The 21,091-nt window shown below is 72.0% G+C and carries 19 protein-coding genes; 12 read left to right on the forward strand and 7 right to left on the reverse strand.

What is annotated here, in order from left to right; all coding sequences use genetic code 11:
- Nucleotides 1–6 precede the first annotated feature (6 nt).
- A complete protein-coding gene (locus ABVB68_RS25495; RefSeq protein WP_353603459.1) occupies nucleotides 7–192 on the forward strand; it encodes a hypothetical protein in 186 nt (61 codons plus the stop codon).
- Complete coding sequence (locus ABVB68_RS25500; RefSeq protein WP_353603460.1) at nucleotides 189–359, forward strand: hypothetical protein; 171 nt, start codon at nucleotides 189–191, stop codon at nucleotides 357–359. Before ABVB68_RS25495 ends, ABVB68_RS25500 begins: the two co-directional genes overlap by 4 nt.
- Nucleotides 360–441: 82 nt before the next feature.
- Here the strand turns inward: ABVB68_RS25500 and ABVB68_RS25505 are convergent, their stop codons facing one another.
- Nucleotides 442–1,635 carry an acyl-CoA dehydrogenase family protein gene (locus tag ABVB68_RS25505; protein WP_353603461.1) on the reverse strand — a complete coding sequence of 398 codons (1,194 nt, stop codon included), beginning with the start codon at nucleotides 1,633–1,635 and terminating at the stop codon, nucleotides 442–444.
- Nucleotides 1,636–1,816: 181 nt separating this feature from the next.
- Between ABVB68_RS25505 and ABVB68_RS25510 the strand changes: the two genes are divergently transcribed.
- The 5 genes from ABVB68_RS25510 to ABVB68_RS25530 all read left to right on the forward strand — a co-directional run bounded on the left by ABVB68_RS25510 (nucleotide 1,817) and on the right by ABVB68_RS25530 (nucleotide 7,774).
- Entirely contained in the window at nucleotides 1,817–2,272 is a 456-nt protein-coding gene (locus ABVB68_RS25510; protein WP_353603462.1) for a MarR family winged helix-turn-helix transcriptional regulator, read from the forward strand.
- Between the two features lie 8 nt (nucleotides 2,273–2,280).
- Nucleotides 2,281–3,702: an MFS transporter gene (locus ABVB68_RS25515; RefSeq protein ID WP_353603480.1), complete on the forward strand. Its 1,422-nt coding sequence runs from the start codon at nucleotides 2,281–2,283 to the stop codon at nucleotides 3,700–3,702.
- A 124-nt stretch (nucleotides 3,703–3,826) separates the two neighbouring features.
- Nucleotides 3,827–4,570: an HAD family hydrolase gene (locus ABVB68_RS25520; protein WP_353603463.1), complete on the forward strand. Its 744-nt coding sequence runs from the start codon at nucleotides 3,827–3,829 to the stop codon at nucleotides 4,568–4,570.
- Nucleotides 4,567–6,963, forward strand: coding sequence for a glycoside hydrolase family 65 protein (locus tag ABVB68_RS25525; RefSeq protein ID WP_353603464.1), 2,397 nt, complete (start codon nucleotides 4,567–4,569; stop codon nucleotides 6,961–6,963). Before ABVB68_RS25520 ends, ABVB68_RS25525 begins: the two co-directional genes overlap by 4 nt.
- Nucleotides 6,964–7,168: 205 nt before the next feature.
- Nucleotides 7,169–7,774, forward strand: a complete 606-nt coding sequence (locus ABVB68_RS25530; RefSeq protein WP_353603465.1) for a lytic transglycosylase domain-containing protein — start codon at nucleotides 7,169–7,171, stop codon at nucleotides 7,772–7,774.
- A gap of 74 nt (nucleotides 7,775–7,848) precedes the next feature.
- Here ABVB68_RS25530 and ABVB68_RS25535 read toward each other — a convergent pair whose 3' ends face one another.
- Entirely contained in the window at nucleotides 7,849–8,943 is a 1,095-nt protein-coding gene (locus tag ABVB68_RS25535) for a methyltransferase (protein WP_353603466.1), read from the reverse strand.
- A gap of 306 nt (nucleotides 8,944–9,249) precedes the next feature.
- On the opposite strand from ABVB68_RS25535, the gene ABVB68_RS25540 reads away from it, so the two are divergent.
- Nucleotides 9,250–10,710 (forward strand): multicopper oxidase family protein, encoded by a 1,461-nt coding sequence (locus ABVB68_RS25540; protein ID WP_353603467.1) that lies wholly within the window; start codon nucleotides 9,250–9,252, stop codon nucleotides 10,708–10,710.
- Between the two features lie 93 nt (nucleotides 10,711–10,803).
- Here the strand turns inward: ABVB68_RS25540 and wrbA are convergent, their stop codons facing one another.
- The gene (wrbA, locus tag ABVB68_RS25545) at nucleotides 10,804–11,412 is read right to left on the reverse strand and encodes an NAD(P)H:quinone oxidoreductase (protein WP_353603468.1); all 609 of its coding nucleotides are present in this window, start codon (nucleotides 11,410–11,412) and stop codon (nucleotides 10,804–10,806) included.
- Nucleotides 11,413–11,553: 141 nt separating this feature from the next.
- On the opposite strand from wrbA, the gene sigJ reads away from it, so the two are divergent.
- Nucleotides 11,554–12,489 (forward strand): RNA polymerase sigma factor SigJ, encoded by a 936-nt coding sequence (sigJ, locus tag ABVB68_RS25550; RefSeq protein WP_353603469.1) that lies wholly within the window; start codon nucleotides 11,554–11,556, stop codon nucleotides 12,487–12,489.
- Nucleotides 12,490–12,582: 93 nt separating this feature from the next.
- On the opposite strand, the gene ABVB68_RS25555 is transcribed toward sigJ, so the two are convergent.
- The 3 genes from ABVB68_RS25555 to ABVB68_RS25565 form a co-directional block, all read right to left on the reverse strand.
- Nucleotides 12,583–13,749 (reverse strand): alanine--tRNA ligase-related protein, encoded by a 1,167-nt coding sequence (locus tag ABVB68_RS25555; protein WP_353603470.1) that lies wholly within the window; start codon nucleotides 13,747–13,749, stop codon nucleotides 12,583–12,585.
- A 320-nt stretch (nucleotides 13,750–14,069) separates the two neighbouring features.
- Complete coding sequence (locus tag ABVB68_RS25560) at nucleotides 14,070–15,533, reverse strand: APC family permease (protein WP_353603471.1); 1,464 nt, start codon at nucleotides 15,531–15,533, stop codon at nucleotides 14,070–14,072.
- Nucleotides 15,530–15,826 carry a hypothetical protein gene (locus ABVB68_RS25565; protein WP_353603472.1) on the reverse strand — a complete coding sequence of 99 codons (297 nt, stop codon included), beginning with the start codon at nucleotides 15,824–15,826 and terminating at the stop codon, nucleotides 15,530–15,532. The genes ABVB68_RS25560 and ABVB68_RS25565 overlap by 4 nt, the downstream gene beginning before the upstream one ends.
- Nucleotides 15,827–16,425: 599 nt before the next feature.
- Between ABVB68_RS25565 and ABVB68_RS25570 the strand changes: the two genes are divergently transcribed.
- From ABVB68_RS25570 to ABVB68_RS25580, 3 genes are all read left to right on the forward strand, one after another.
- Nucleotides 16,426–17,595 (forward strand): carboxylate-amine ligase, encoded by a 1,170-nt coding sequence (locus ABVB68_RS25570; protein WP_353603473.1) that lies wholly within the window; start codon nucleotides 16,426–16,428, stop codon nucleotides 17,593–17,595.
- Nucleotides 17,596–18,087: 492 nt separating this feature from the next.
- On the forward strand, nucleotides 18,088–18,606 hold the full coding sequence (locus ABVB68_RS25575) for a hypothetical protein (RefSeq protein WP_353603474.1): 519 nt from the start codon (nucleotides 18,088–18,090) through the stop codon (nucleotides 18,604–18,606).
- Nucleotides 18,607–18,896: 290 nt separating this feature from the next.
- Nucleotides 18,897–19,736: an ABC transporter ATP-binding protein gene (locus tag ABVB68_RS25580; protein ID WP_353603475.1), complete on the forward strand. Its 840-nt coding sequence runs from the start codon at nucleotides 18,897–18,899 to the stop codon at nucleotides 19,734–19,736.
- Between the two features lie 309 nt (nucleotides 19,737–20,045).
- On the opposite strand, the gene ABVB68_RS25585 is transcribed toward ABVB68_RS25580, so the two are convergent.
- Nucleotides 20,046–20,960 carry a GNAT family N-acetyltransferase gene (locus ABVB68_RS25585; RefSeq protein WP_353603476.1) on the reverse strand — a complete coding sequence of 305 codons (915 nt, stop codon included), beginning with the start codon at nucleotides 20,958–20,960 and terminating at the stop codon, nucleotides 20,046–20,048.
- Between the last annotated feature and the right edge of the window lie 131 nt (nucleotides 20,961–21,091).

Here is a 21,091-nt window from a genome sequence, read left to right on the forward strand (position 1 = left end):
CGAGCCGTGCCTGCCGACGAGGCGGGACGCGGCCGGCACGCGGCGGAGGCGGTCGAGGGTCTGCTCGGGCCGCGGGGCGCCCGCCTGGTCGCCGCGCACGTCCCGGCCCAACGCCATCTCGCCGCCGCCGGTCCGGGCCTCACCCTCTCCCCGGAGAGCGCTCGGACGCTGGGCCGTCAGGGCGGCCCATGACGCCCCGGGAGGCGGCGGACTTCGAGGCCGACCCCGACTTCACGGCGGCGGTCACGCCGCGCCGCGCCGACGACGCCGGGAAGGTGCCGGGTCTGCGCGTCCCGCCCCTGGAGTCGTGGCGCTCCGTCACCCGCCGAGTCGCCGCCGGCCGAGCACCGGCCGGGTGAACGGGCGCGGCCCCGCCCCGCCTTGGCCGCAATGGCGGGTCCGCGGCCTCACGGGAGTCGGCGTACGCCAGGGCGTCGCCGGTCAGACGAAGGCGCTTTCGCCGGTGATCGCCTTGCCGACGATCAGCGTGTTCATCTCCCGGGTGCCCTCGAAGGAGTAGATGGCCTCCGCGTCCGCGAAGAAGCGTGCGACGTCGTAGTCCAGGACGATGCCGTTGCCCCCGAAGATCTCGCGGGCCCAGGCCACGACCTCGCGCATCCGGCCGGTGACGTGGGCCTTGGCCAGGGAGGAGTGCTCGTCCCGGAACACCCCCCTGTCCTGCAGCCGGGCGAGCTGGAGCAGCATGCCCCAGCTCGACGTGATGTTCCCCAGGCTCTTCACCAGGAGGTCCTGCACGAGCTGGAATCCCGCGAGCGGCCGGCCGAACTGCTGCCTCTCCGTGGCGTAGCGCAGAGCCAGTTCGTACGCGCCGATCATGACACCGAGGGCCTGCCAGGCCACACCGCTGCGCGTCGCGCGCAGGATCTCGGCGACCTCGCGGAACGAGGAGACGTTCTGCAGCCGGTCGGTCTCCGGCACCCGGACGCCGTCGAGGGTGACGTCCGCGTTCTCCACGATGCGGAGCGAGGTCTTGTGGGTGATCTTCTCGGCCCTGAACCCCGGTGCGCCCTTGCCGACGACGAAGCCCTTGACCTGGTCGTCGGCGACGTCACGGGCCCACACGACGACGTGATCGGCGAAGGTCGCGTTGCCGATCCAGCGTTTGGCGCCGTCCAGCACCCAGGTGTCGCCGTCGCGCCGGGCCGTCGTCCGCATACCCGCCGCTATGTCGGAACCGTCGAGCGGCTCCGTGAGCGCGAACGCCCCGATGGTGTCCATCCGCGCCATCCCCGGCAGCCAGCGGTCGCGCTGGGCCTGGTCACCGCCGAGCTGGATGGCGTACATGGCGAGTCCGTTGTGGACGCCGAAGAAGGTGGCGACGGAGGCGTCGACGCGGCTCATCTCCATGGCCATCATCCCCGTCAGCAGGTGGCTGGCGGCGGGGCCCGGTTCGCCGTACCCCTCGTACGGCAGCCCGACCAGGCCGCTGTCCCGGAAGCGGCCGATCAGTTCCCCGGGGAAGGTGCCCTCGGCCCAGTGCTCGGCCACCAGGGGCTGCACCTCCTCGCGCATGAACGCCCGTGTCCTGTGCAGGACCTTGCGCTCCTCCTCCGTCAGGGCTGACTCGAAGTCGTAGAAGTCGGCCGTGTTCCGCTGTTCCGTCAGAGAAGTCATGGGCCCCTTCTTCCACGCCTGCGCGGTGCGATGCGTGCGGGCGCCGTCCACGCCCGCACGGTGCGACGCCTGCGCTCGCGGAACGCGCCCGAGCGATGCGTGCGCCCGTGGGAGGCTCCGGCGGGCCGCCGGACCGCCCAGCCATTTGCACAGGCTGGACTGCGCAACCTAACCTGTACATATGAACGAGATCGGCGACACCGCCGGCGTGTCCGAATCGGCCGTGCGCGCGGCACACGAGTTCCGCGTGGTGTTCAGCCGCCTCCGGCGCCGCATGCGCGAGAGCTACGACCCCGGTGACCTCACGCCGTCCCAGACCTCCGTCCTCAGCCGCCTGGACAAGGACGGCGAGGCCTCGGTCAGCGACCTGGCGGCAGCCGAGCGGGTACGGCACCAGTCGGTGGCCTCCACCGTCGCCGTCCTGGAGGAACGCGGCCTCGTGTCCCGCCGTCCCGATCCCGGGGACGGCAGGCGCCAGCTGGTCTTCGTCACGGACAGCGGCCACGCCTTCCTGGAGGACCGCCGCCGCGCCGGAGAGGGCTGGCTCACCCGCGCCCTGGAGGACCGGTGCACGGAAGCCGAACGGCACACCCTGCTCGAAGCGGCGGCGATACTGGAACGGGTCGTCCGTTCGTGACCGGCCGGATGATCCGCGCACTGCTCCGGCTGCGTCCGGGCCCGGCCAGGACGCCGGACGGCCGCTTCGACCGGCGGCTGCTGGCCCCGATGATGCTGGGATCGGTGCTCAACCCGGTCAACTCCTCCGTCATCTCCGTCTCCCTGGTCCCGATCGGCGCCGCCTTCGGCGCACCGCCCTCGCGGACGGCATGGCTCATCAGCGCCCTCTACCTGGCCACCGCCATCGGCCAGCCCGTCGTGGGCCGGCTGATCGACCTCTTCGGGCCGCGCCGCCTGTTCCTGGCCGGGACGGCACTGACCGGCGTCGCCGGCGTCGTCGGCATGCTCGCCCCCGACCTGGGCGTGCTCATCGCCGCACGCGTGATCCTGGGCTTCGGCACCTGCTCCGGCTATCCGGCGGCCATGTACCTCATCCGCAGCGAGGCCCGACGCACCGGCCAGGACAGCCCCGTCGGCGTCCTCACCGCCCTCGCCGTCACCACCCAGACCATCGCCGTCATCGGCCCCAGCCTCGGCGGCCTGCTGATCGGCGTCGGCGGATGGCGCGCCACCCTGGCCGTCAACATCCCCCTCGCCCTCGCCGGCCTCTGCCTCGGCGCCCGCCGCCTCCCCGCGACCCCCACCACCCGCCGCGGTGAGGACCCCCACCCCGCCGCCGCCCTGGACCTGCCCGGCATGGCACTGTTCGCCACGGCCATGGTCTGCCTGCTGCTGTTCCTCATGAGCCCCGGCGGCGGCCACTGGTACCTCCCGGCGCTGACCCTCGCCGCGGCGGCCGCCTTCACCCGGCGCGAGCTGCGGGCCCGGCACCCCTTCATCGACGTCCGCGTACTGGGCGGCAGCCTGCCCCTCCTGGCCACCTACACCCGGGCCCTGCTCGCCTACATCGTCAGCTACGCGTTCCTGTACGGATTCACCCAGTGGACCGAGGAAGGCCGGGGGCTGTCCGCCTCCCAGGCCGGTCTGGTCCAACTGCCGCTCTTCGCCACCGCCCTGGCCGTCTCCACCCTCACCGGACGCCGCGAGGCGATCCGAGGCAAGCTCCTGGTGGGCGCCGTCGGCCAACTCGTCGCGTGTGCCCTGCTGCTGCTCCTGGACGCCCACAGCGCCCCGTGGCTCCTCCTGGCCGTCGTCGTCGTCCTCGGCGTCCCGCAGGGCCTGAACAGCCTCGCCCTGCAGAACGCCGTCTTCCACCAGGCGGACCCCGACCGCATGGGTTCCTCCGCCGGCCTCCTGCGCACCTTCGGCTACCTCGGCGCGATCGTCGCCTCCGCCGCCGGCGGCGCCTTCTTCGGACAGCGCGCCGACACCGGCGGCCTCCACCACCTCGCCTGGCTCATGCTCGGCGTCAGCGCCCTCTTCCTCGCCGTGACCGTGGCCGACCGTTCCCTGCGCCGCGTCGGCGAGCCACCGGCAGCGACCTCGTAACGCGAGCTCCGGCGGCCTCCAGGATCACCGGACCCCTCTCACGTCTCGACCGAGCGGGTGCCTTCCGGCGTGCCGGACCGTGTCCCCACGGCAGCGGTCGCGGGCGCCTCCTAGTTTGGTCGGCATGCTGGGGCTTCCTGCTCATGTCCGTGCCTGCCTGTTCGACCTCGACGGGGTGCTCACCCAGACCGCGAAAGTACACGCGGCCGCCTGGAAGGAGATGTTCGACGACTTCCTCCGCGAGCGCGCCGCACGCGAAGGGACCGAGTTCGTGCCCTTCGACGCCGTCGAGGACTACGACGAGTACGTGGACGGGCGGCCCCGGGAGGACGGCGTGCGCACCTTCCTCGCCTCTCGCGGGGTGCGACTGCCCGAGGGAACACCGCAGGACCCGCCCGAGGCCGAGACCGTGAACGGACTGGGCACCCGCAAGAACGACCTGGTGCTCAGCCGGATCCGCGAGGAGGGTGTGGAGCCCTACGAGGGGTCGGTCCGCTTCGTGCACGCGGTGCGGCAGGCCGGTCTGCGCTGCGCGGTGGTCTCGTCCAGCGCGAACTGCCGTGACGTCCTGGTGGCCGCCGGCATCGAGGACCTCTTCGACGAACGGATCGACGGGGTCGTGGCACGCGAGCGCCGGCTGCGCGGCAAGCCCGCTCCCGACACCTTCCTGGAGGCGGCCCGCGGGCTGGGGGTGCAGCCGGACGAGGCCGCCGTCTTCGAGGACGCGCTGGCCGGTGTGGAGGCGGGCCGGGCGGGACGGTTCGGTCTGGTCGTGGGGGTGGACCGGGTGGGCCAGGCAGATCAACTGCGGGCGCACGGGGCGGACGTGGCCGTCAGTGACCTGGCCGAACTTCTGGAGTCGCCGTGATCACCCATCCCAGTTTCACCGTCGAGCCGTGGGGGCTGCGCGAGACCGAGCTCAACCTGGACGTCCTCGCGCAGAGCGAATCGGTGTTCGCGCTGTCCAACGGGCACATCGGCTGGCGCGGGAACCTCGACGAGGGCGAACCCCACGGACTGCCCGGCGCCTACCTCAACGGTGTCTTCGAGCGGCATCCGCTGCCCTACGCCGAAGCGGGCTACGGCTACCCCGAGTCCGGGCAGACGATGATCAATGTCACCGACGGCAAGATCATCCGGCTGCTGGTCGACGATCACCCGTGCGACCTGCGCTACGGCCGGCTGCTGGAGCACGAGCGGTTCCTGGACTTCCGCACCGGTGTGCTCAGCCGCACCGCGCGGTGGGAGACGCCCGGCGCGGTCACGGTCCGGATCACCTCACAGCGGCTGGTCTCCTTCACCCAACGAGCCGTGGCCGCGATCGTGTACGAGGTCGAGCCGGTCGACGCAGCGGTCACGGTGGCCGTCCAGTCCGAGCTGGTGGCCAACGAACAACTGCCGCGCTTCGAGGGCGACCCGCGCGTCGCCGCGGCGACCGAGTCCCCGTTGGTGGCCGAGGAGCACTTCGCGCAGGGGACCCGGCTGCGCCTCGTGCACTGCACCGCCGGCAGCGCCCTGCGGGTGGGGGCGGCGGCCGACCATCTCGTGGAGGGGCCCGAGAGCACGCGCTGGGCGTCGGAGAGCGAACCCGACGTCAGCCGTCTGACGGTGACCGCGGATCTGCAGCCCGGACAGCCGCTGCGGCTGGTGAAGTTCGTGGCCTACGGCTGGTCGGGGGAGCGTTCGCTGCCGGCCGTGCACGATCAGGTGGACGGTGCGGTGGCGGCCGCGGTCAGCACCGGCTGGGACGGGCTGGTCGACGCGCAGCGCACCTACCTGGACCGGTTCTGGGCCGGCGCGGACGTCGAGGTGGAGGGCGACGCGCAGATCCAGCAGGCGGTGCGCTTCGCCCTGTTCCACGTGCTCCAGGCGGCGGCCCGCGGCGAGAACCGGGCGATCCCCGCCAAAGGACTGACCGGGACCGGGTACGACGGGCACTCCTTCTGGGACACCGAGTCCTATGTGCTGCCCCTGCTGACGTTCACCGCGCCGGAGGCCGTCGCCTCGGCACTGAGGTGGCGGCACGGGACACTGCCCGCGGCACGCGAACGCGCGCGTCAACTGAACCTGTCGGGAGCGACGTTCCCCTGGCGGACGATCGACGGCGCGGAGTGCTCCGCCTACTGGCCGGCCGGGACGGCCGCATTCCACATCAACGCCGACATCGCCATGGCCGCGATGCGCTACATCATGGTGAGCGGCGACACCGACTTCGAGCGCGGCGAGGGCATGGAACTCCTCGTGGACACCGCCCGGCTGTGGCGCTCCCTCGGGCATCACGACGCGGACGGCGTCTTCCACATCGACGGGGTCACCGGACCCGACGAGTACAGCGCCATCGCCCGGGACAACCTGTACACCAACCTGATGGCCCGGCGGAACCTGCTGGCCGCGGCGGCCGTGGCCATGCGTCACCCGGACCGGGCCGCGGAGCTGGGTGTCGACGACGAGGAGGCCGCCGTCTGGCGGGACGCCGCCGCCCGCATGGCGGTGCCGTACAACGAGACCCTCGGTGTGCACGAACAGTCGGCCGGCTTCACGCGATTGCAGCGCTGGGACTTCGACGCGACCCCGCCCGAGCACTACCCGCTGCTGCTGCACTACCCCTACTTCGACCTGTACCGCAAACAGGTGGTGAAGCAGGCGGACCTGGTGCTGGCGATGATGGAGTGCCCGGAGGCCTTCTCCGACGAGGAGAAGGCCCGCAACTTCGCCTACTACGAAGCGCTGACCGTGCGCGATTCCTCCCTTTCGGCCTGCTGCCAGGCGGTGCTCGCGGCCGAGACCGGCCATCTGCGGCTCGCCTACGCCTACCTCGTCGAGGCCGCGTTGATGGACCTGGGCGACCTGGAGCACAACACCCGCGACGGACTGCACATCGCCTCTCTCGCCGGAACGTGGATCGCCCTGGTCGCGGGCTTCGGAGGACTGCGCCGCTCCGCCGGCGAGGACGGGAAGCCGGACCTCCTGAGCTTCGTCCCGCGCTTGCCCGAAGCACTGTCCAGGGTGGCCTTCACGGTGCTGGTGCGCGGACGCAGACTGAGGGTGGATCTCGAACGGTCCCGGGCCCGCTACCGGCTGGTGGAGGGCGAGCCGCTGGTGGTGCTGCACCACGGAGAGCCCATGACCGTGACCTCCGACGCGCCGGTGGACCGTCCGATTCCGCCGGCGCCCGTGCGCCCCGAGCCGCAGCAGCCGCGCGGCCGCCGCCCGGAGGGCCGGCCCGACCTGGAGGAAGCCGGGCCGGAGGCACCGGAGTAGCACGCGGGCCGCAGACGGCCGCACCCACGGCGGGAGCCGTGCCGGTCACCTTCGGGAGCCCGGCCGGCGGCCGGCGCCTGGGCGACCGTCAGGGGATCCGGCACGGCTGATTGAGACTCGTCCGCGGGGGCACGCGCACCTCACGCCGGCGTGTGCCCCGGCAGCCCACCGCGCCGGTGGCGGCGACGAGGAGAGTGGACCGAGGATGACCGAGGAAGTGACCGAGGTGGCGGAACGGCCGGGGCCGATCGACGACGGTGACGTGCGGACGCCGCCGTTGCGTCCGGGCGGGTACGACCCGGCCGACTACGCCGGATACGTGCTGCGCAGCGCCGCCGAGACGGGTGTGTCACCGCTGCTGCTGATGGGCGTCCTCCACAACGAGGCCTACAAGCCGCACCATCCGCTGCTGGAGAGGCTGTGGCAGTGGTGGAAGCCAGGCGCGTCCTTCGGTGTCGCCAACATGCACCGGGCGACGTTCGAGCAGGTACGGCGGGCGCACGACCTCGACGGGCGGTGGGAGGATCTCCGCGACGACCCCGCGTTCGCCGTCCACGCGGCGGCCCTGCACCTGACGGACCTCGACCGCAGGCTTCCGGAACGCCGTACGCGCCGCTACACCCGTGACGAACTCCTCGCCCTCGGCTACAACGCCGGAGAGCGCAACATGCGGGCCTTCGCCCGGGGCGTCCCCCCGGGCCCCATGGCACGGTCCTACCTCCGCCGCCTCCGGCTCAACCGGCACCGGGCGGCCCAGGCCCTGGCGGCCGGCGGCGACTCGCACGGGCCGCGTCCCCGCGGAAGCCGCTGACCGGGCGCACTCGCGCAGACGACGGCGGGGCGGACGACCGCCTGGAGCGGACGTACGACGGACGGTCCGGGGGGTCAGGCGGTCGCGACCGCTTCCATCACCGACGCGTGCGGCGAGGCCTCCAGCACACGGGTGACCGTGAATCCCGCCGCCGTGAGCAGTGCCTCATACTCCGCGCGGGTGCGGCCCTTCCCGTTCAGGACCGTCATCATCAGCAGGTCGATGGTCTTGCCCGGATGCGGGTCGTTGCCCGGCGGGATCATGGCGTTGACGGCGAGCAGCCGTGCGTGCGCGGGCATGGCGGCGCGGCACGTCCGCAGGATCCGCACGCAGTCCTCGTCCGGCCAGCTGGCCAGCACATGCTTGAGGAGATAGACGTCGGCGCCGGCCGGCACGGAGACGAAGAAGTCTCCGCCCGCCACGGTCCACCGCCCCTCCAGCCCGGGCTCGTCGAGGACATGACCGGCCACCACGGACTTGAGGTCGAACAGGGTGCCCGTCATGTGCGGGTTGCGCCGCAGGATCGCGCGCAGCAGACCGCCCCGCCCGCCTCCCACGTCGACGGCGCTCTTGACCTGCGAGAAGTCCCAGGCCTCGGCGACGTCGTTGCTGAGCGTCTCGGAGAACGCCGCCATGCTGGAGTTGAACGCCCTGCCGAAAGCGGGGTCCGCCGCGACATGGTCGTAGAAGGGCACGCCGTACAGGCGCTCGAAGGCGGTCGTGCCCGTGCGGACCGCCTCGTGGAGACGGCCGGCCGACTCCCAGAAGACCGCCTCGCCGCGCACCGTGATGTAGTCCCGCAGCGACCGCTCCCCGTCCGTGCACAACGGCCGGGCGAGCGCGGTCAGATGGAAGCGGCCCTCGGTGTCCTCACGGAAGACGCCCTTGGTCGCCAGTAATCGCAGCAGCCGGTACAGATACGGACCGTCGACCTCGATCGCCTCGGCGAGTTCGGCGGCCGTGCGGGGACCGTCCACCAGGTGGTCGGCGATGCCGAAGCGCGCGGCCGTGTGCAGGGCCGCCGAGTACACATAACCCAGGGCCAGTTCGAGCAGCTCACCCGTCGTCGACTGCGCGGCGGCGGCCGGAGCGGGCACCGGGCCGTCCGCAGCGTGCTGGTCGGAAGTGGTCTTCGAGACCGCTGCGGCCTCGGGGCGAGCGCCTGCCATCGGTAAGGTCCCCTTTCTCGTGCCCCGCGAAGTCCAGGGGCGCAAACGATCCCGCACACGGCTCGGCATGCTGTGTCCCACCCTGCACCCGACACATCGTGTTCCGCTCGAGACTGGCGTGAGCCGTGCTCCGGCATGCCGGAGGCCCTTGAACACTTCTCCACCCGGTCCCGAGCCACGGTGACGACACTCAAGCCTGCTCCGGGCCCCCACGCGCCGCTGCCCGAGGGCGCTTGCGCCTCGAACGCGGCGCCACGGCACACCCGACGGGTTCGACCAGGCACCATCCAAGGAGGACGACACATCATGGCCACCAGACGCCGCGTGCTGGCCGCGGGGATCGCGACCGGATCCGCGGCACTCACCGGGGCCTCGCTGACCCCCCTGCTCTCCGCCCGCGCCGCCGAGGCCGCGGACTCACCGGCGACCGGCACCACCCCCCTGGCCATAGAGCTCTTCAAGGTGCCCATGCCCCTGATACCCGTGGCGCGGCCCGTCTCCACCGCCGGCGGCGTGGACACCTACGAGGTCACCACACGCAAGGTCACCAAGGAGATCGTTCCCGGGGTCCAGACCGAACTGTTCACGTACGACGGCCAGTTCCCCGGCGCGACCATCAAGGCACGCAGGAACCGCCCCGTGCGCGTCGTCCAGCGCAACGGGCTGGACGTCCCCATTTCCCGCCACCTGCACGGAGCCTCGGTGCCGCAGAACAGCGACGGCGGTCCGATGGACACCATCGACCCGGGTGGCGAGCGGGTGTACTTCTACCCCAACAAGCAGTCGCACGCCTCGCTCTGGTACCACGACCACGCGCACCACCAGGAGTCGGAGAACGTCTACCGGGGCCTGCAGGGCAGCTATCTGATCCGCGACTCGACCGAGGACGCGCTGCCGCTGCCCAAGGGCAAGTACGACGTGCTGATCCAGCTGCGGGACGCGGACTTCGACGCGACGGGCCGGCTGCTGTACGCCATGAGCGATCGCAACCGCAACACCATTCTGGCCAACGGCGTGCCCTACCCGTACTTCGAGGTCGCCGCCCGCAAGTACCGGCTGCGCTTCGCCAACACGTCCAACATGCGCTTCTTCGAGCTGAGCCTCGCCGACGGCGGCGACATGATCCAGATCGGCTCCGACGGCGGACTGCTGCCGAGCCCGAACACGACCAAGTCCGTCTACCTGTCCTCGGGCGAACGCGCCGACGTCGTCATCGACTTCTCGCGGTACCCGGTCGGCACCCAGCTCGTCCTGAAGAACACCGCGGGGCGCGGCCCCGTCGAGCAGGTCGGGCAGGTGATGCGCTTCGACGTGACGCACACCGCCGACGACCCCAGCTCCGTGCCGTCCGTGCTGCGCACCCTGCCCCCGCTGCCCACGCCGACCGGCAGCCGCACCGTCGTCATGCGCATGGACGAGGACGGCCGCCCCGACCCGCAGGCGTTCCTGGACGAGAAGCTCTACGATCCCGCGCGGATCGACGCCGGCGTCCGCCACGGCGCCAGCGAGGTGTGGACGGTCACCAACACCAACGTGAAGGCGGCGCACAACTTCCACATGCACCTGGTGCAGTTCCGGGTGATCGAACGCAACGGGAACGCGCCCGGTCCCGCCGAGTCGGGCCTGAAGGACACCGTGGTGCTCCAGCCCGGTGAGACGGTCAGACTGCAGGCGACGTTCGACACCTACGCTGGGGACTTCGTGTACCACTGCCACATGCTCGACCACTCGGCGATGGGCATGATGGCGACCATGAGGATCCGCTGACCCGGGGCAGCCGGACGCCGTGTGTGCCCCCCGCCACGCTTCTGTGACGGGGGGCACACACGGCTGTGACGGGCTCGAACCCTCAGCGGTCGATCAGGCGGTGCGCCCCGCCTTGAGGGCGGCCGCCGTCTCCGCGACGCGGCGGGCCTGGTAGCGGGCGGCCTGCAGGGGCACCTCACCGGGAAGGCCCTCGGTGGCCACGTGCGAGGTGCCGTAGGGGTTGCCCGTCTGGAACTGGATGGGGTCGGTGTAGCCGGGCGGCACGATGATGCCGCCCCAGTGGTAGAACGTGTTCGTCAGCGCCAGAATCGTGGATTCCTGCCCGCCGTGCAGGGTGTTGGAGGCGGTGAAGACCGAATACACCTTGTTCGCGAGCTTGCCCTGGAACCACAGAGGACCCGTGGTGTCGATGAACGTCCTGAGCTGGCTGGCCGGGTTGCCGAAGCGGGTCGGGGTGCCGAACAGCACCGCGTCGGCCCACTCCAGGTCCTCGTGGCCGACCTCGGCGACGTCGGCGGTCTCCTCCAGGTGCCGGGCCCACTCCGGCCTGGCGTCGACCGCCTGCGGAGGGGCCGTTTCGGCGACCTTGCGCAGCCGCACCTCGGCGCCGGCCTTCTCGGCGCCCTCGACGGCGGCCTTCGCCAAGGCGTGAATGGTGCCGGTGGAGCTGTAGTAGATGATCGCGACGTTCACGGATTGCATGAATGTTTTCCTTCCTGGGTGGTTCCGACGGGTACGACGAGAGAGCCCCGCGAGATGTGAGGTCGCGAGCCGGCCTGACAGTTCGATGCGACGGTTCGTCGTGAAGAGTGAGCAGGAACGACCGAGGGAGCCGGTGACACCATGACCAACCCGTCCGAGCCCGGACCGGACCACTCCGAACCGGGGCTGAGCGCGATCATGAGCGAGCGGCGGCAGCTGACGAACCTCGCGTACCGGCTGCTGGGCTCGCTCGCCGACGCGGAGGACGTCGTACAGGAGACCTACGCCCGCTGGTACGCCATGTCCGGACCGCAGCGGGAGGCCATCGACGCCCCCGGCGCCTGGCTGACGACCGTCGCCAGCCGGATCTGCCTCGATCTGCTCGGCTCGGCGCGGGCCAGGCGTGAGCGCTACGTGGGCGAATGGATCCCGGAACCGCTGCCCGACCGCACGGAGTGGATCAGTGGGCGGCCGGGGGCGGGGATCGTCGACCCGGCCGACCGCGTCACCCTCGACGAGTCGGTCAACATGGCCTTCCTCGTCGTGCTCGAAGCGATGACCCCCGCCGAGCGCGTCGCCTTCATGCTGCACGACGTCTTCCGCTACCCCTTCACCGAAGTGGCCGAGATCGTCGGCCGGACCCCCGCTGCCTGCCGTCAGCTGGCCTCCTCGGCCCGCCGCCGCATCCGCTCGGCGCAGCCCGACGCCGTCTCGGCAGCCCAGCGCGCCGATGTCGTCAGAGCCTTCAAACAGGCGTGGGAGGCCAAGGACATCGAGGGCCTCATCGGCCTGCTGGCCCCCGACGCCACGGCGACCGGGGACGGCGGCGGACTCGTCACGGCCGCGCTGCACCCGGTCGAGGGCGCGGAGCAGGTCGCACGCTTCTTCGCCGACCGGCGCGGTGCGGCACCCGATCTCACGCTCGTGGAGTGCACGGTCAACGGCCAGCCGGGGCTGGTGGCCCAACTCGACGGTGTCACCGTGTCGGTGATGGCGTTCGACATCACCGGCGACCGGATCAACCATGTCTGGGCCGTGCTCAACCCCGACAAACTCCGCGCCTGGACGGCCCGCTGACAGCCCGCGTTCCGACGGCCCCGCCTCGACGCCGTACGCGCTCGCCCAACTGCTCGCGGGTGACGGAGCGGGCCGACTCGTCCGCCCGCTCCGTCACTCCTGACGCAGGCTCACCACCAGCTCGCGGGGCAGACCGTGGGTGTCGTGCAGGTAGCGGAAGTCGTCGTCCGTCAGCGGGCCCCGGAACCGCGGCCGGGCCAGCACCTGCCGGCCGCGCCGCAGGAGCCCGGCGAACCGCTGTTCCTCGGCCAGCAGTTCCCGGCGCACCCCGCCGGGGCCCACGTCCTGCCGGAAGCGGTCCAGGGTGTGCCCGACCAGCTCGTCCGGCAGGTCTTCGAGGCTGCGCGACGGGTCGTCCCGCCACAGCACGGTGAGCAGCCGCCGCACCAGCCGGCGCAGCACGTAGCCCCGCCCGGTGCCGGCCGGGCGCACTCCGTCGCCCAGTACCACCACGGCCGAGCGAAGGTGGTCGCAGACCAGGCGGAACGAGGGCTCGTCCAACGGCCACACGGCCGGCAGGAGGCGCCGCCACGGGTCGAAGACGTCGCAGTCGAACACCGACGTCCTGCCCTGCAGCAGCGAGACGAGCCGCTCCAGGCCGAGCCCGGTGTCGACGTTGCGCTGGGGGAGCGGTACCAGCGAACCGTCCTCCAGCCGGCGGTGACGCATCATCACGTGGTTCCACACCTCGACCCAGCGGTCGTCACGCGTGGGCGTCGACCGGGGCGGCCCCTCACCGCTCCAGAGGAAGATCTCCGAGTCGGGACCGCACGGCCCGACCGGGCCGTTGAACCACCAGTTGTCCTCCACGGTGAGTTCCACGGGGACGCCCCGCTCCTGCCACAGCCGCAGGGAAGCGGTGTCCGGCCCGACCCGGTCGTCGCCGCCGTAGACGGTGGCCTGCAACAGGCCCGGGTCGACGCCCAGCCCCTCGGTGAGCAGCTCATAGGCCCAGCCGAGGCTCAGCGAACCCTCGTAGTCGCCCAGCGACCAGGTGCCGAGCATCTCGAAGACCGTCAGATGAGTGGGATCACCGACCTCGTCCAGGTCCGTGGTACGCAGACAGCGCTGTACGTTGACCAGCCGCCGGCCCTGCGGATGGGGGCGGCCCTCCAGGTACGGCGTGAGCGGGTGCATACCGGAGGTGGTGAACAGCACCGGGTCGCCGGGCGATGGAAGCAGCGTCGAACCGGTGATCCGCCGGTGCCCGCGCTCCTCGAAGTACTCGATGAAGGTGCGGACTACCTGATCGGTGTTCATGAGGTGGCTCCTTCGCGTCAAGCGGGGGAGGCACCGGAGAACGGGACCGCGGGATCGTTCACACCAGGGCGAGGAAGCCGAGGCACCACCGGCGGGCCGTTTCCGGTCGCCGATGGGAAGAGGTGAAGGTCAGGCGGCGGCAACCGGCGAGCTGGTCGCTCGCGCGGTCGCGCTGGTGCTTCGGCCGGTGACGTTCATGCGGGCGACCATAACCCGCCCTGCTCGCCCGCACACCTGATTTACGGCCCGGCACCACCGGGTGGTGCGGCCCGGAGGGTGGTGACGCCGTCGACGGCACGCCGAAGGTGCGGTCGCGGAGGTCACCGTGTCGGTACGGCGTCACCGGCGGGTGAGGTGCCGCGGCCGTAGTGGTGGGTGGTGAACATGTAGAGGAGACCGGTGGCCACCACCACCGCTCCGCACAGCAGGACGATCCAGTTGTCGTACCAGGGCTCCTGTGGGGTGCGGGGCCAGGCGATGTTGACGATGGCGAAGATGCCGTATGCCAGGGCCGCGATGTTCACCGCGAGGCCGTAGCGTCCCAGGGTGAACTTCCCCTGCGGTCGCCACCCCTTCAGCCGGGCACGCAGCGCGGCCAGCACCACCATCTGGAACGAGCCGTAGATACCGAGGATGGCGAAGGAGACGATCTTGGTGAGGGCGTCGGCGGAGACCAGCGACCCGAAGGCGATGAGCATCGGCACCACGGCGGCCACGAGCAGCGCGTATCCGGGAACCGCGCGGGCGTGGGAGAACCGCCGCAGCAACCGGTGCCCGACGATCATCTCGTCGCGGGCGTAGGAGTAGATGAGCCGGCCGGCGGCGGCCTGCAGGCTGACGGTGCAGGACAGGAAGGAGATCAGTACCACCGCCATCACCAGCCTGGCACCGACCTCACCCATGGCGTCGTACAGCACGTGCACCACCGGATCGCGGTCCCTGCCCGAGATGACCGCGCGGTAGTCCGGGACCGCGAGCAGCAGGGACAGACAGGTGAAGGTGGCCGCCGCCCCGCCGACGTAGATGGTGCGGCGCATGGCCCGGGGGATGACCCGGCCGGGATCGGCGACCTCCTCGGCGGTGTCGCCGCACGCCTCGAAGCCGTAGTACTGGTAGAAGCCGATGATCGCCGATGCCAGGAACACCGGAACGTAGGAGCCGTTCCCGGCGGTGCCGTAGGAGTCGAAGACGACGCCGATGCCGTGCTTGCGGTGGGTGGACAGCAGATAGACACCGACGACGAGCGCGCCGACCAGCTCCCCGGTGAAGCCGATCACCGCCGCCGCCGAAAGGGCCTTCGTGCCCATGTAGTTGATGAGGACGGCGACCAGGATGAGCACCACCGTGCACAGCACCGTGGTGTGCACGGTGGGACGGAAACCGAAGAGGATGGCGATGTAGGGGCCGGCGCCGTACGCGACCGAGGTGATGGTCACCAGCAGCGCCCACATGTACACCCAGCCGGTCATCCACGCCCAGCGCTTGCCCCACAGCCGCCTGGCCCAGGGGTAGACACCGCCGGCGATGGGGTACTGCGCGACGATCTCGCCGAAGACCAGCGCGACGAGGAACTGGCCGCAGCCGGCGAGCAGGAACGCCCAGATCATCGGCGGCCCGCCGGTGGCCAGCGCGGTACCGAAGAGGGTGTAGGTGCTGACAACGGGGGAGAGGTAGGTGAAACCGAGAGCGAAGTTCGCCCACGGCCCCATGTCCTTGCGGAACTCCGAGCCCGGTTCCCCTCCCGTGCCGCCGGCCGCCGGTGCGGGAGGCTGTGGACCGGTCACCGCCCGCCCTCCTGACACCCGGGCCCGGGGCGGCCGGTGACGAGAGCGGCGGCGCGTTCAGCGGCGACCAGGAGGGTCACCACCGGCTCGGGGGCCCGGTGGCGGGTGGGTGCGCTCACCCGGTCCCCCTCGACGGCGCGCCGGGCGGCGCGCACGGCGCGGTCCACGGCGGTGCTGGCCTCGGCCTCGGCTTCGGCGACGGTGGTGACGGGGGCGCCGTCGGCATCGAGCGCCTCCCGCCGCAGGCCGGCCGCCGCCCGTGTCCACTCGCCGTCGGTGTACAGCTCGCCCACCCGGGGCCTCCCTCGGATCCGGCCGGTGCCGATCGGTTCGACGGTCAGCAACATGGCCCACCGGGCGGGTGGCGGCCACGGGACGCACCGCCGCGATCGTGTCCAGGAGGTCCAGGGAACCCGGGTGGGCTAACCCGAGGACCGATACGTTCGGGTCCGCGACCCGTCCTGCGTCCGGGGCCGCGAGCCGGTGACCGGCGGCGGTCGCGGGACGGCAGGCCGGCGTCGCCCGCTCGCCCGAGGGCGCCACGCTTTCGGCCATGCGCGTCCGTCGGCAGGGGGGCACCTGTCCCGCCGTCACGCCTGGCGCAACCGTACGCCTGGTGAACAGTGGCGTCCCGGGTGTCCGCGGAAGAAGGGCCGGCGGTCGCCGGGTAGCCGGGCAGCCGGGCCGCTGAAGGGGGCGGCGGCGGCTCGCGTGCCCCGATGGTGGCTTGGGAACCGCTTGCGGCACTCCAGGGCGAAGGCTCAACATGGCGGTTCCGGCCCGCTGTTCGACAGAAAGTGGCCCATGCGCCCGAGCGTGCCAGCGGCCGGCGCGAGCCGTGCAGTGCAGCGACCAGTGGATCCCTGTCCCGTGTCTGCCGAAAGGGCTGGACGTGCCAGAGCCGCGTGATGCCGTACCCCTTGCCGCCGTCGGCGGCCTCGGTCTCCCACCCGAGGCGACCGCACCACCCACGGTGGGCGTGGAGGAGGAGTTCGTCCTGGCCGACCGGAACACCAGGTCGGCCGTGTACCGATCGCCCTCCGTGGTGTGTGCGGCCCGCGCCCACCTCGGCGCCCCGCACGCCACGCCCGAGCTCTCGCGGTCCCAGGTGGAGACCGTGAGCGCGGTGTGCCGTACGGCCGCCGAACTGGAGGCGGAGATAGGCCGATTGCGGAAGGGCACCGCCGCGGCCGCGGCCGAGTACGACTGCCTGCTGGTGCCCAGCGGCACGGCGATCCTCGGCCGGTCCGGGCCACCGCCCCTCCTCGACCACGCACGCTACCGCGCCCTGGAACGCCGCTTCGGGCCCGTCGTCGACGACCAGGGAGTGAACTCCTGCCACGTACACGTCGGCGTGGCAGACCGCGAAGAAGCCGTACTGGCGGTCAACCACTTACGCGGCTGGATGCCCCTGCTGCTCGCCCTCACCGCCAACTCCCCCTACAGCGGGGGAGCGGACACGGGGTACGCGAGCTGGCGCTCGATGGTCTGGAGCCGGTGGCCCTCCGCGGGGCCCCCGCCCTACCTGTACGGCGCGGCCCACTACGACGGGGTCGTCGACCAACTCGTCGCCACCGGGGCGGCCATGGACCCGGCCATGATGTACTGGCACGTCCGGCCCTCGGCGCACCTTCCGACCATCGAGGTGCGCGTCGCGGACGTACTGCCCGACTCCGCGAGCGCCGCCGCGTACGCGCTGCTCGTGCGCGCCCTCGTCGGCCACGCCGTCGAGGTGGTACGCGCCGGCGAACGCGCACCCGAGGTGTCCGACCTGCTGTTGAGGGCAGCCTGCTGGCGGGCCGCGCGGCACGGGCCGACCGGCACCCTGCCCGCGGCCCACACCCGCGAATGCGCCCCGACGGCGGTCGGCCGGCTGATCGAGGAACTGTGGAAGCGGGTCGAGCCACACCTCAGCAGGTACGGCGACGACCAGTGCGTCGGCGACTGGCTGAGCGACGCCCACCTCAAGGGTGCCGGCCACGCACGGCAGAGGCGCGTTGCGGAACGGAACGCGGGCCGCCTCCAGGCGGTCGTGGACGACCTCGCGATCGAGCCGCCCTGAACCGTCCCTGCCCCCCCGCCTCTCTGTCTGCTCCGCCGAGTTCCCTGCCCCGCCGCCCTGTCTGCTCCGCCAAGTGGCCCTGGGCTGGGCTGCCTTCACGCCCGGCCCAGTCACCCGGAAGGATCAGTTGGGCCGGATGCCGCGTCCGGATGCGGGGGGCACCCCGTGCGCCACAAGATCCTGATCATGTGGATATCTACGGTGACCCAGTCTCCACGCCGGCCGAAGGAGCACGGCCGTGCACGGCATCACGGTGTGCGGCAGCGCGATGTGTGGCGAGCCGCACGCACAATGCGGCGAGCCGCACGCACGGCTCTTGCCTGCGGCCTCCTGCTGGCGGCTGTCACGGGGTGCGGCGACACGGTCGAGCGCAAGTCCCCCGGCGGCGCGCCCGGCGCGGCCTCGGCCTCCCCCGGTGGGGTCGTGGGCACGCGGCTGCCGGGTGTCGGAGACCGGATGTGGGCGCGGGTACCGGCTGGTACCAGACAGGCCGTGGTCGTCTACGGCGACCGCAGGGACTCGCCCGAGAGCGTCGCGGTTCTCTACCAGAAGCGGGGCTCCACCTGGGAACAGACGGCAAGCTGGCCCGCGCACAACGGGAGGCTGGGCTGGACGACCGACCACCGGATGGACGACGAACGCAGCCCCGTCGGGGTGTTCACCCTCACCGACGCGGGAGGATCGCTCGCGGACCCCGGGAGCCGGCTGAGGTACTGGCACGACGACAACGCCTACGCGACCATGCTGAATCCGGGTGAAGAGCACACGCACGACTTCGACTACGTCATCGCCATCGACTACAACCGGCTCGAAGGCACCCCGCCCTTCGACTGGAACCGGCCCGACGGAGTGGAGAAGGGCGGCGGAATATGGCTGCACCTGGACCACGGAGACGGTACGTCGGCGTGCGTCACCGTCCCGGAATCCGGCATGAAGACGCTTCTGCGCACCCTGGATCCGGCGCAGTACCCCGTCGTGGTGATGGGCGACCGGGAACGACTCGAAACCTGACGGCGACGGCGCCACCGGCCCGCGACCGCCCCGCGGCCCGGCCCCCTCGCGACCAGGCCGGCCGGCTGCGCGCCCGAGGCGTCCGGACGAAGAGCCCGGTCGCCTTCGGGGGCGTCGTGGGACAGCCGTTCGCCGCCTACTGGTGCCCCAGGCCGCGCCGGTGCACCGGCGACGTCCAGCCACCCGGCGGCATGGACCGAGGTCCAGGATCCGGACGACCCGACAACAACATGTTCGGTACACCTACCGTTCGGCGTGGAGACGACGTCCCGGACGAGAGGGGTTGCCGGATGGCCGGGCAGACTGCGGGGCACGCGGCCGACGGATCCGGGGCGGCCGTCGTCCACCTCCGCGACGTGGCCGTCCGCCGCCACACGGTCGACCACCTGATCCTCGACGGGATCGACTGGACGGTCCGACCCGGAGAGCACTGGGCGCTGCTAGGGGCCAACGGTGCCGGTAAGACCACCTTGCTGCGGCTGCTCGGCGCCCTGACGCATCCCACGACCGGCACCGTCGAGGTGCTCGGCAGCAGGCTCGGCCACGTCGACGTCCGTGAGCTGCGCGCCCGCATCGGACACGTCACCGCCGCACAGCGGGTTCCCGAGGACCTCACCGCCCACACGGTGGTCCTGACCGGGCACACCGGCACTGTTCAGCCGCTGTGGCGGACGTACGACGACGAGGTCCGGCAGCGGGCCGGGGCTCTGCTGTCCGAGCTGGGTGTCAAGGAGCTGGGAGACCGGCCGTACGGCGTGTGCTCGGGCGGTCAGCGGGCCCGCGTCCTGATCGCCAGGGCGCTGATGGCCGACCCGGCCCTGTTGCTCCTGGACGAGCCGTTCAACGCGCTCGACCTGCCGTCCAGGGAGGACCTCATCGAGGCCCTCCACCAGCTGGCCGAAGGACGCCCGCGGCTGGCCACCGTGACGGTCACGCACCACTTGGAGGAGCTGTCCCCGGCGATCGGGCACGCTCTGCTGCTGCGGGAGGGCCGGATCTTCGCCCAGGGCGAGATCGCCGACGTGCTGACCGACGCCCTTCTGACGGCCTGCTTCGGGCGTGACATCACGGTGACCCGGCGCGACGGGCGCTGGGCGGCGCACTCGGGAGGCCGGACCGCCCGCCCCTGACCCCGGGACATCGGCCCACCGGAGCCGGGCAACCCGACGAGGACGACCGGACCGAGGGTTCCGAGGGCGTGTCAGCCGCCGGTGGGCAACGCCGTTGATCCCTCGTGCCGGCCGTCCCGCCCCGGGGGTGAGGAGGCCGCGCCGCGCGGGGCCGGCTGATGGGCTGTTCGATCCGTGCGTCACACGGGCAGACGGTAGGGGCGCCGACGCCCGGACCCGTTCCCCGGCATGTGCCGTGGCCGCGGACCGAGGCGTACGACCCCACGGTCGGACCGGCCGGCGGCCGCGGGCACCCCCGCGAAGTGGGTGTCAGGCCGCGGAGCGGGGAAGGCCGATGGACCGGTCCTCCTCGACGACCTGGTATCCGGTGCTCGTGTACAGGTTCATCGCCACCTCGTTGCCGCCCCACACGGTGAACATCAGCGCCGAGTCGCCGGCGGCGAGCGTGGCCCGTTCGCCCGCCGCCATCGCGGCGCGCCCGTAGCCTCTGCCGCGGTGCCGCTCCTCTACGTAGAGCGAGTATCCGTACGTGACGCCCGGGAGGTGCCCGTGCCTCAACCACCCCGTGCCGATCCGCTCGGCCGCGGCCTGAAGCACCAGGAACGTGTTGTCGGGCGTGGCCAGACCCTCGGGGATCAGCTTCGCGAAGTCACGGTCGGACTTGCGTACGGCCTCCTCGCGGCCCATGGCGCCCGACCTGACGATGTCGTCGACGTAGGCGAGCTTCTCGGCCGCGAGCCACTCGGGGTATTCGGCCTCGGTCATCGGCCGCGCGGTGACGCCGTCGACCGGTTCCGGTGGGGAAGCGATACGACGCATCCTGAGCTGGCCGCGGACGCGGTAGCCGCCGAACAGTTCGCCGGCGGGCCCGGTGAGCCGTATGTCCAGCCGGCGTGCGCCGCGTTCCTCGCACCACCGCTCGGCCCAGTCCCGGGCGGCCTGCTCGTGCCCCCGGCCGGCGTGCGGCCCATCGACGCGGAGGTCGCCGATCCGGCCGGCCGGCGTGCCGTTGTCGTCGGTCACGACCACGGCGACGTGTCCCACTCGGCTACCGGCGTCCGTGATCTCGGCGACGGTCCAGTCCCCGATGCGGGCGCGTATGTCCTCGAGCACGCGCTCCACGGCGGCGGGACCGAGTCCGGCCGCCGTGTACGAGTCGCGTCGCCGTCGCTCGAAGTCCTTCTGCCATCCCGTAGCGTCCTCAAGGGCGTTGAATTCCGTCACCTGGTCACACTAACCAGGCCGTCAGGGATCGACACCGGCATTTTTCGGTGCCGGGCTGCGGTGGGCGGGGCGGCGCTGGCCGCCTCGGTCCGGCGCGGCGGGGCGCCTCCGGTCCCGATCACCGGAGGCGG

Origin of the sequence: Streptomyces sp. NPDC096012, assembly GCF_040426375.1 — a bacterium.
Taxonomy (GTDB): domain Bacteria; phylum Actinomycetota; class Actinomycetes; order Streptomycetales; family Streptomycetaceae; genus Streptomyces.

Bases quoted from the DNA above. Each gene is read 5' to 3' on its own strand.
- ABVB68_RS25500 (WP_353603460.1), top strand. From the start codon at position 189: ATGACGCCCCGGGAGGCGGCGGACTTCGAGGCCGACCCCGACTTCACG.
- ABVB68_RS25505 (WP_353603461.1), bottom strand. From the start codon at position 1,635: ATGACTTCTCTGACGGAACAGCGGAACACGGCCGACTTCTACGACTTC.
- ABVB68_RS25510 (WP_353603462.1), top strand. From the start codon at position 1,817: ATGAACGAGATCGGCGACACCGCCGGCGTGTCCGAATCGGCCGTGCGC.
- ABVB68_RS25515 (WP_353603480.1), top strand. From the start codon at position 2,281: ATGATCCGCGCACTGCTCCGGCTGCGTCCGGGCCCGGCCAGGACGCCG.
- ABVB68_RS25520 (WP_353603463.1), top strand. From the start codon at position 3,827: ATGCTGGGGCTTCCTGCTCATGTCCGTGCCTGCCTGTTCGACCTCGAC.
- ABVB68_RS25530 (WP_353603465.1), top strand. From the start codon at position 7,169: ATGACCGAGGAAGTGACCGAGGTGGCGGAACGGCCGGGGCCGATCGAC.
- ABVB68_RS25535 (WP_353603466.1), bottom strand. From the start codon at position 8,943: ATGGCAGGCGCTCGCCCCGAGGCCGCAGCGGTCTCGAAGACCACTTCC.
- ABVB68_RS25540 (WP_353603467.1), top strand. From the start codon at position 9,250: ATGGCCACCAGACGCCGCGTGCTGGCCGCGGGGATCGCGACCGGATCC.
- wrbA (WP_353603468.1), bottom strand. From the start codon at position 11,412: ATGCAATCCGTGAACGTCGCGATCATCTACTACAGCTCCACCGGCACC.
- sigJ (WP_353603469.1), top strand. From the start codon at position 11,554: ATGACCAACCCGTCCGAGCCCGGACCGGACCACTCCGAACCGGGGCTG.
- ABVB68_RS25555 (WP_353603470.1), bottom strand. From the start codon at position 13,749: ATGAACACCGATCAGGTAGTCCGCACCTTCATCGAGTACTTCGAGGAG.
- ABVB68_RS25580 (WP_353603475.1), top strand. From the start codon at position 18,897: ATGGCCGGGCAGACTGCGGGGCACGCGGCCGACGGATCCGGGGCGGCC.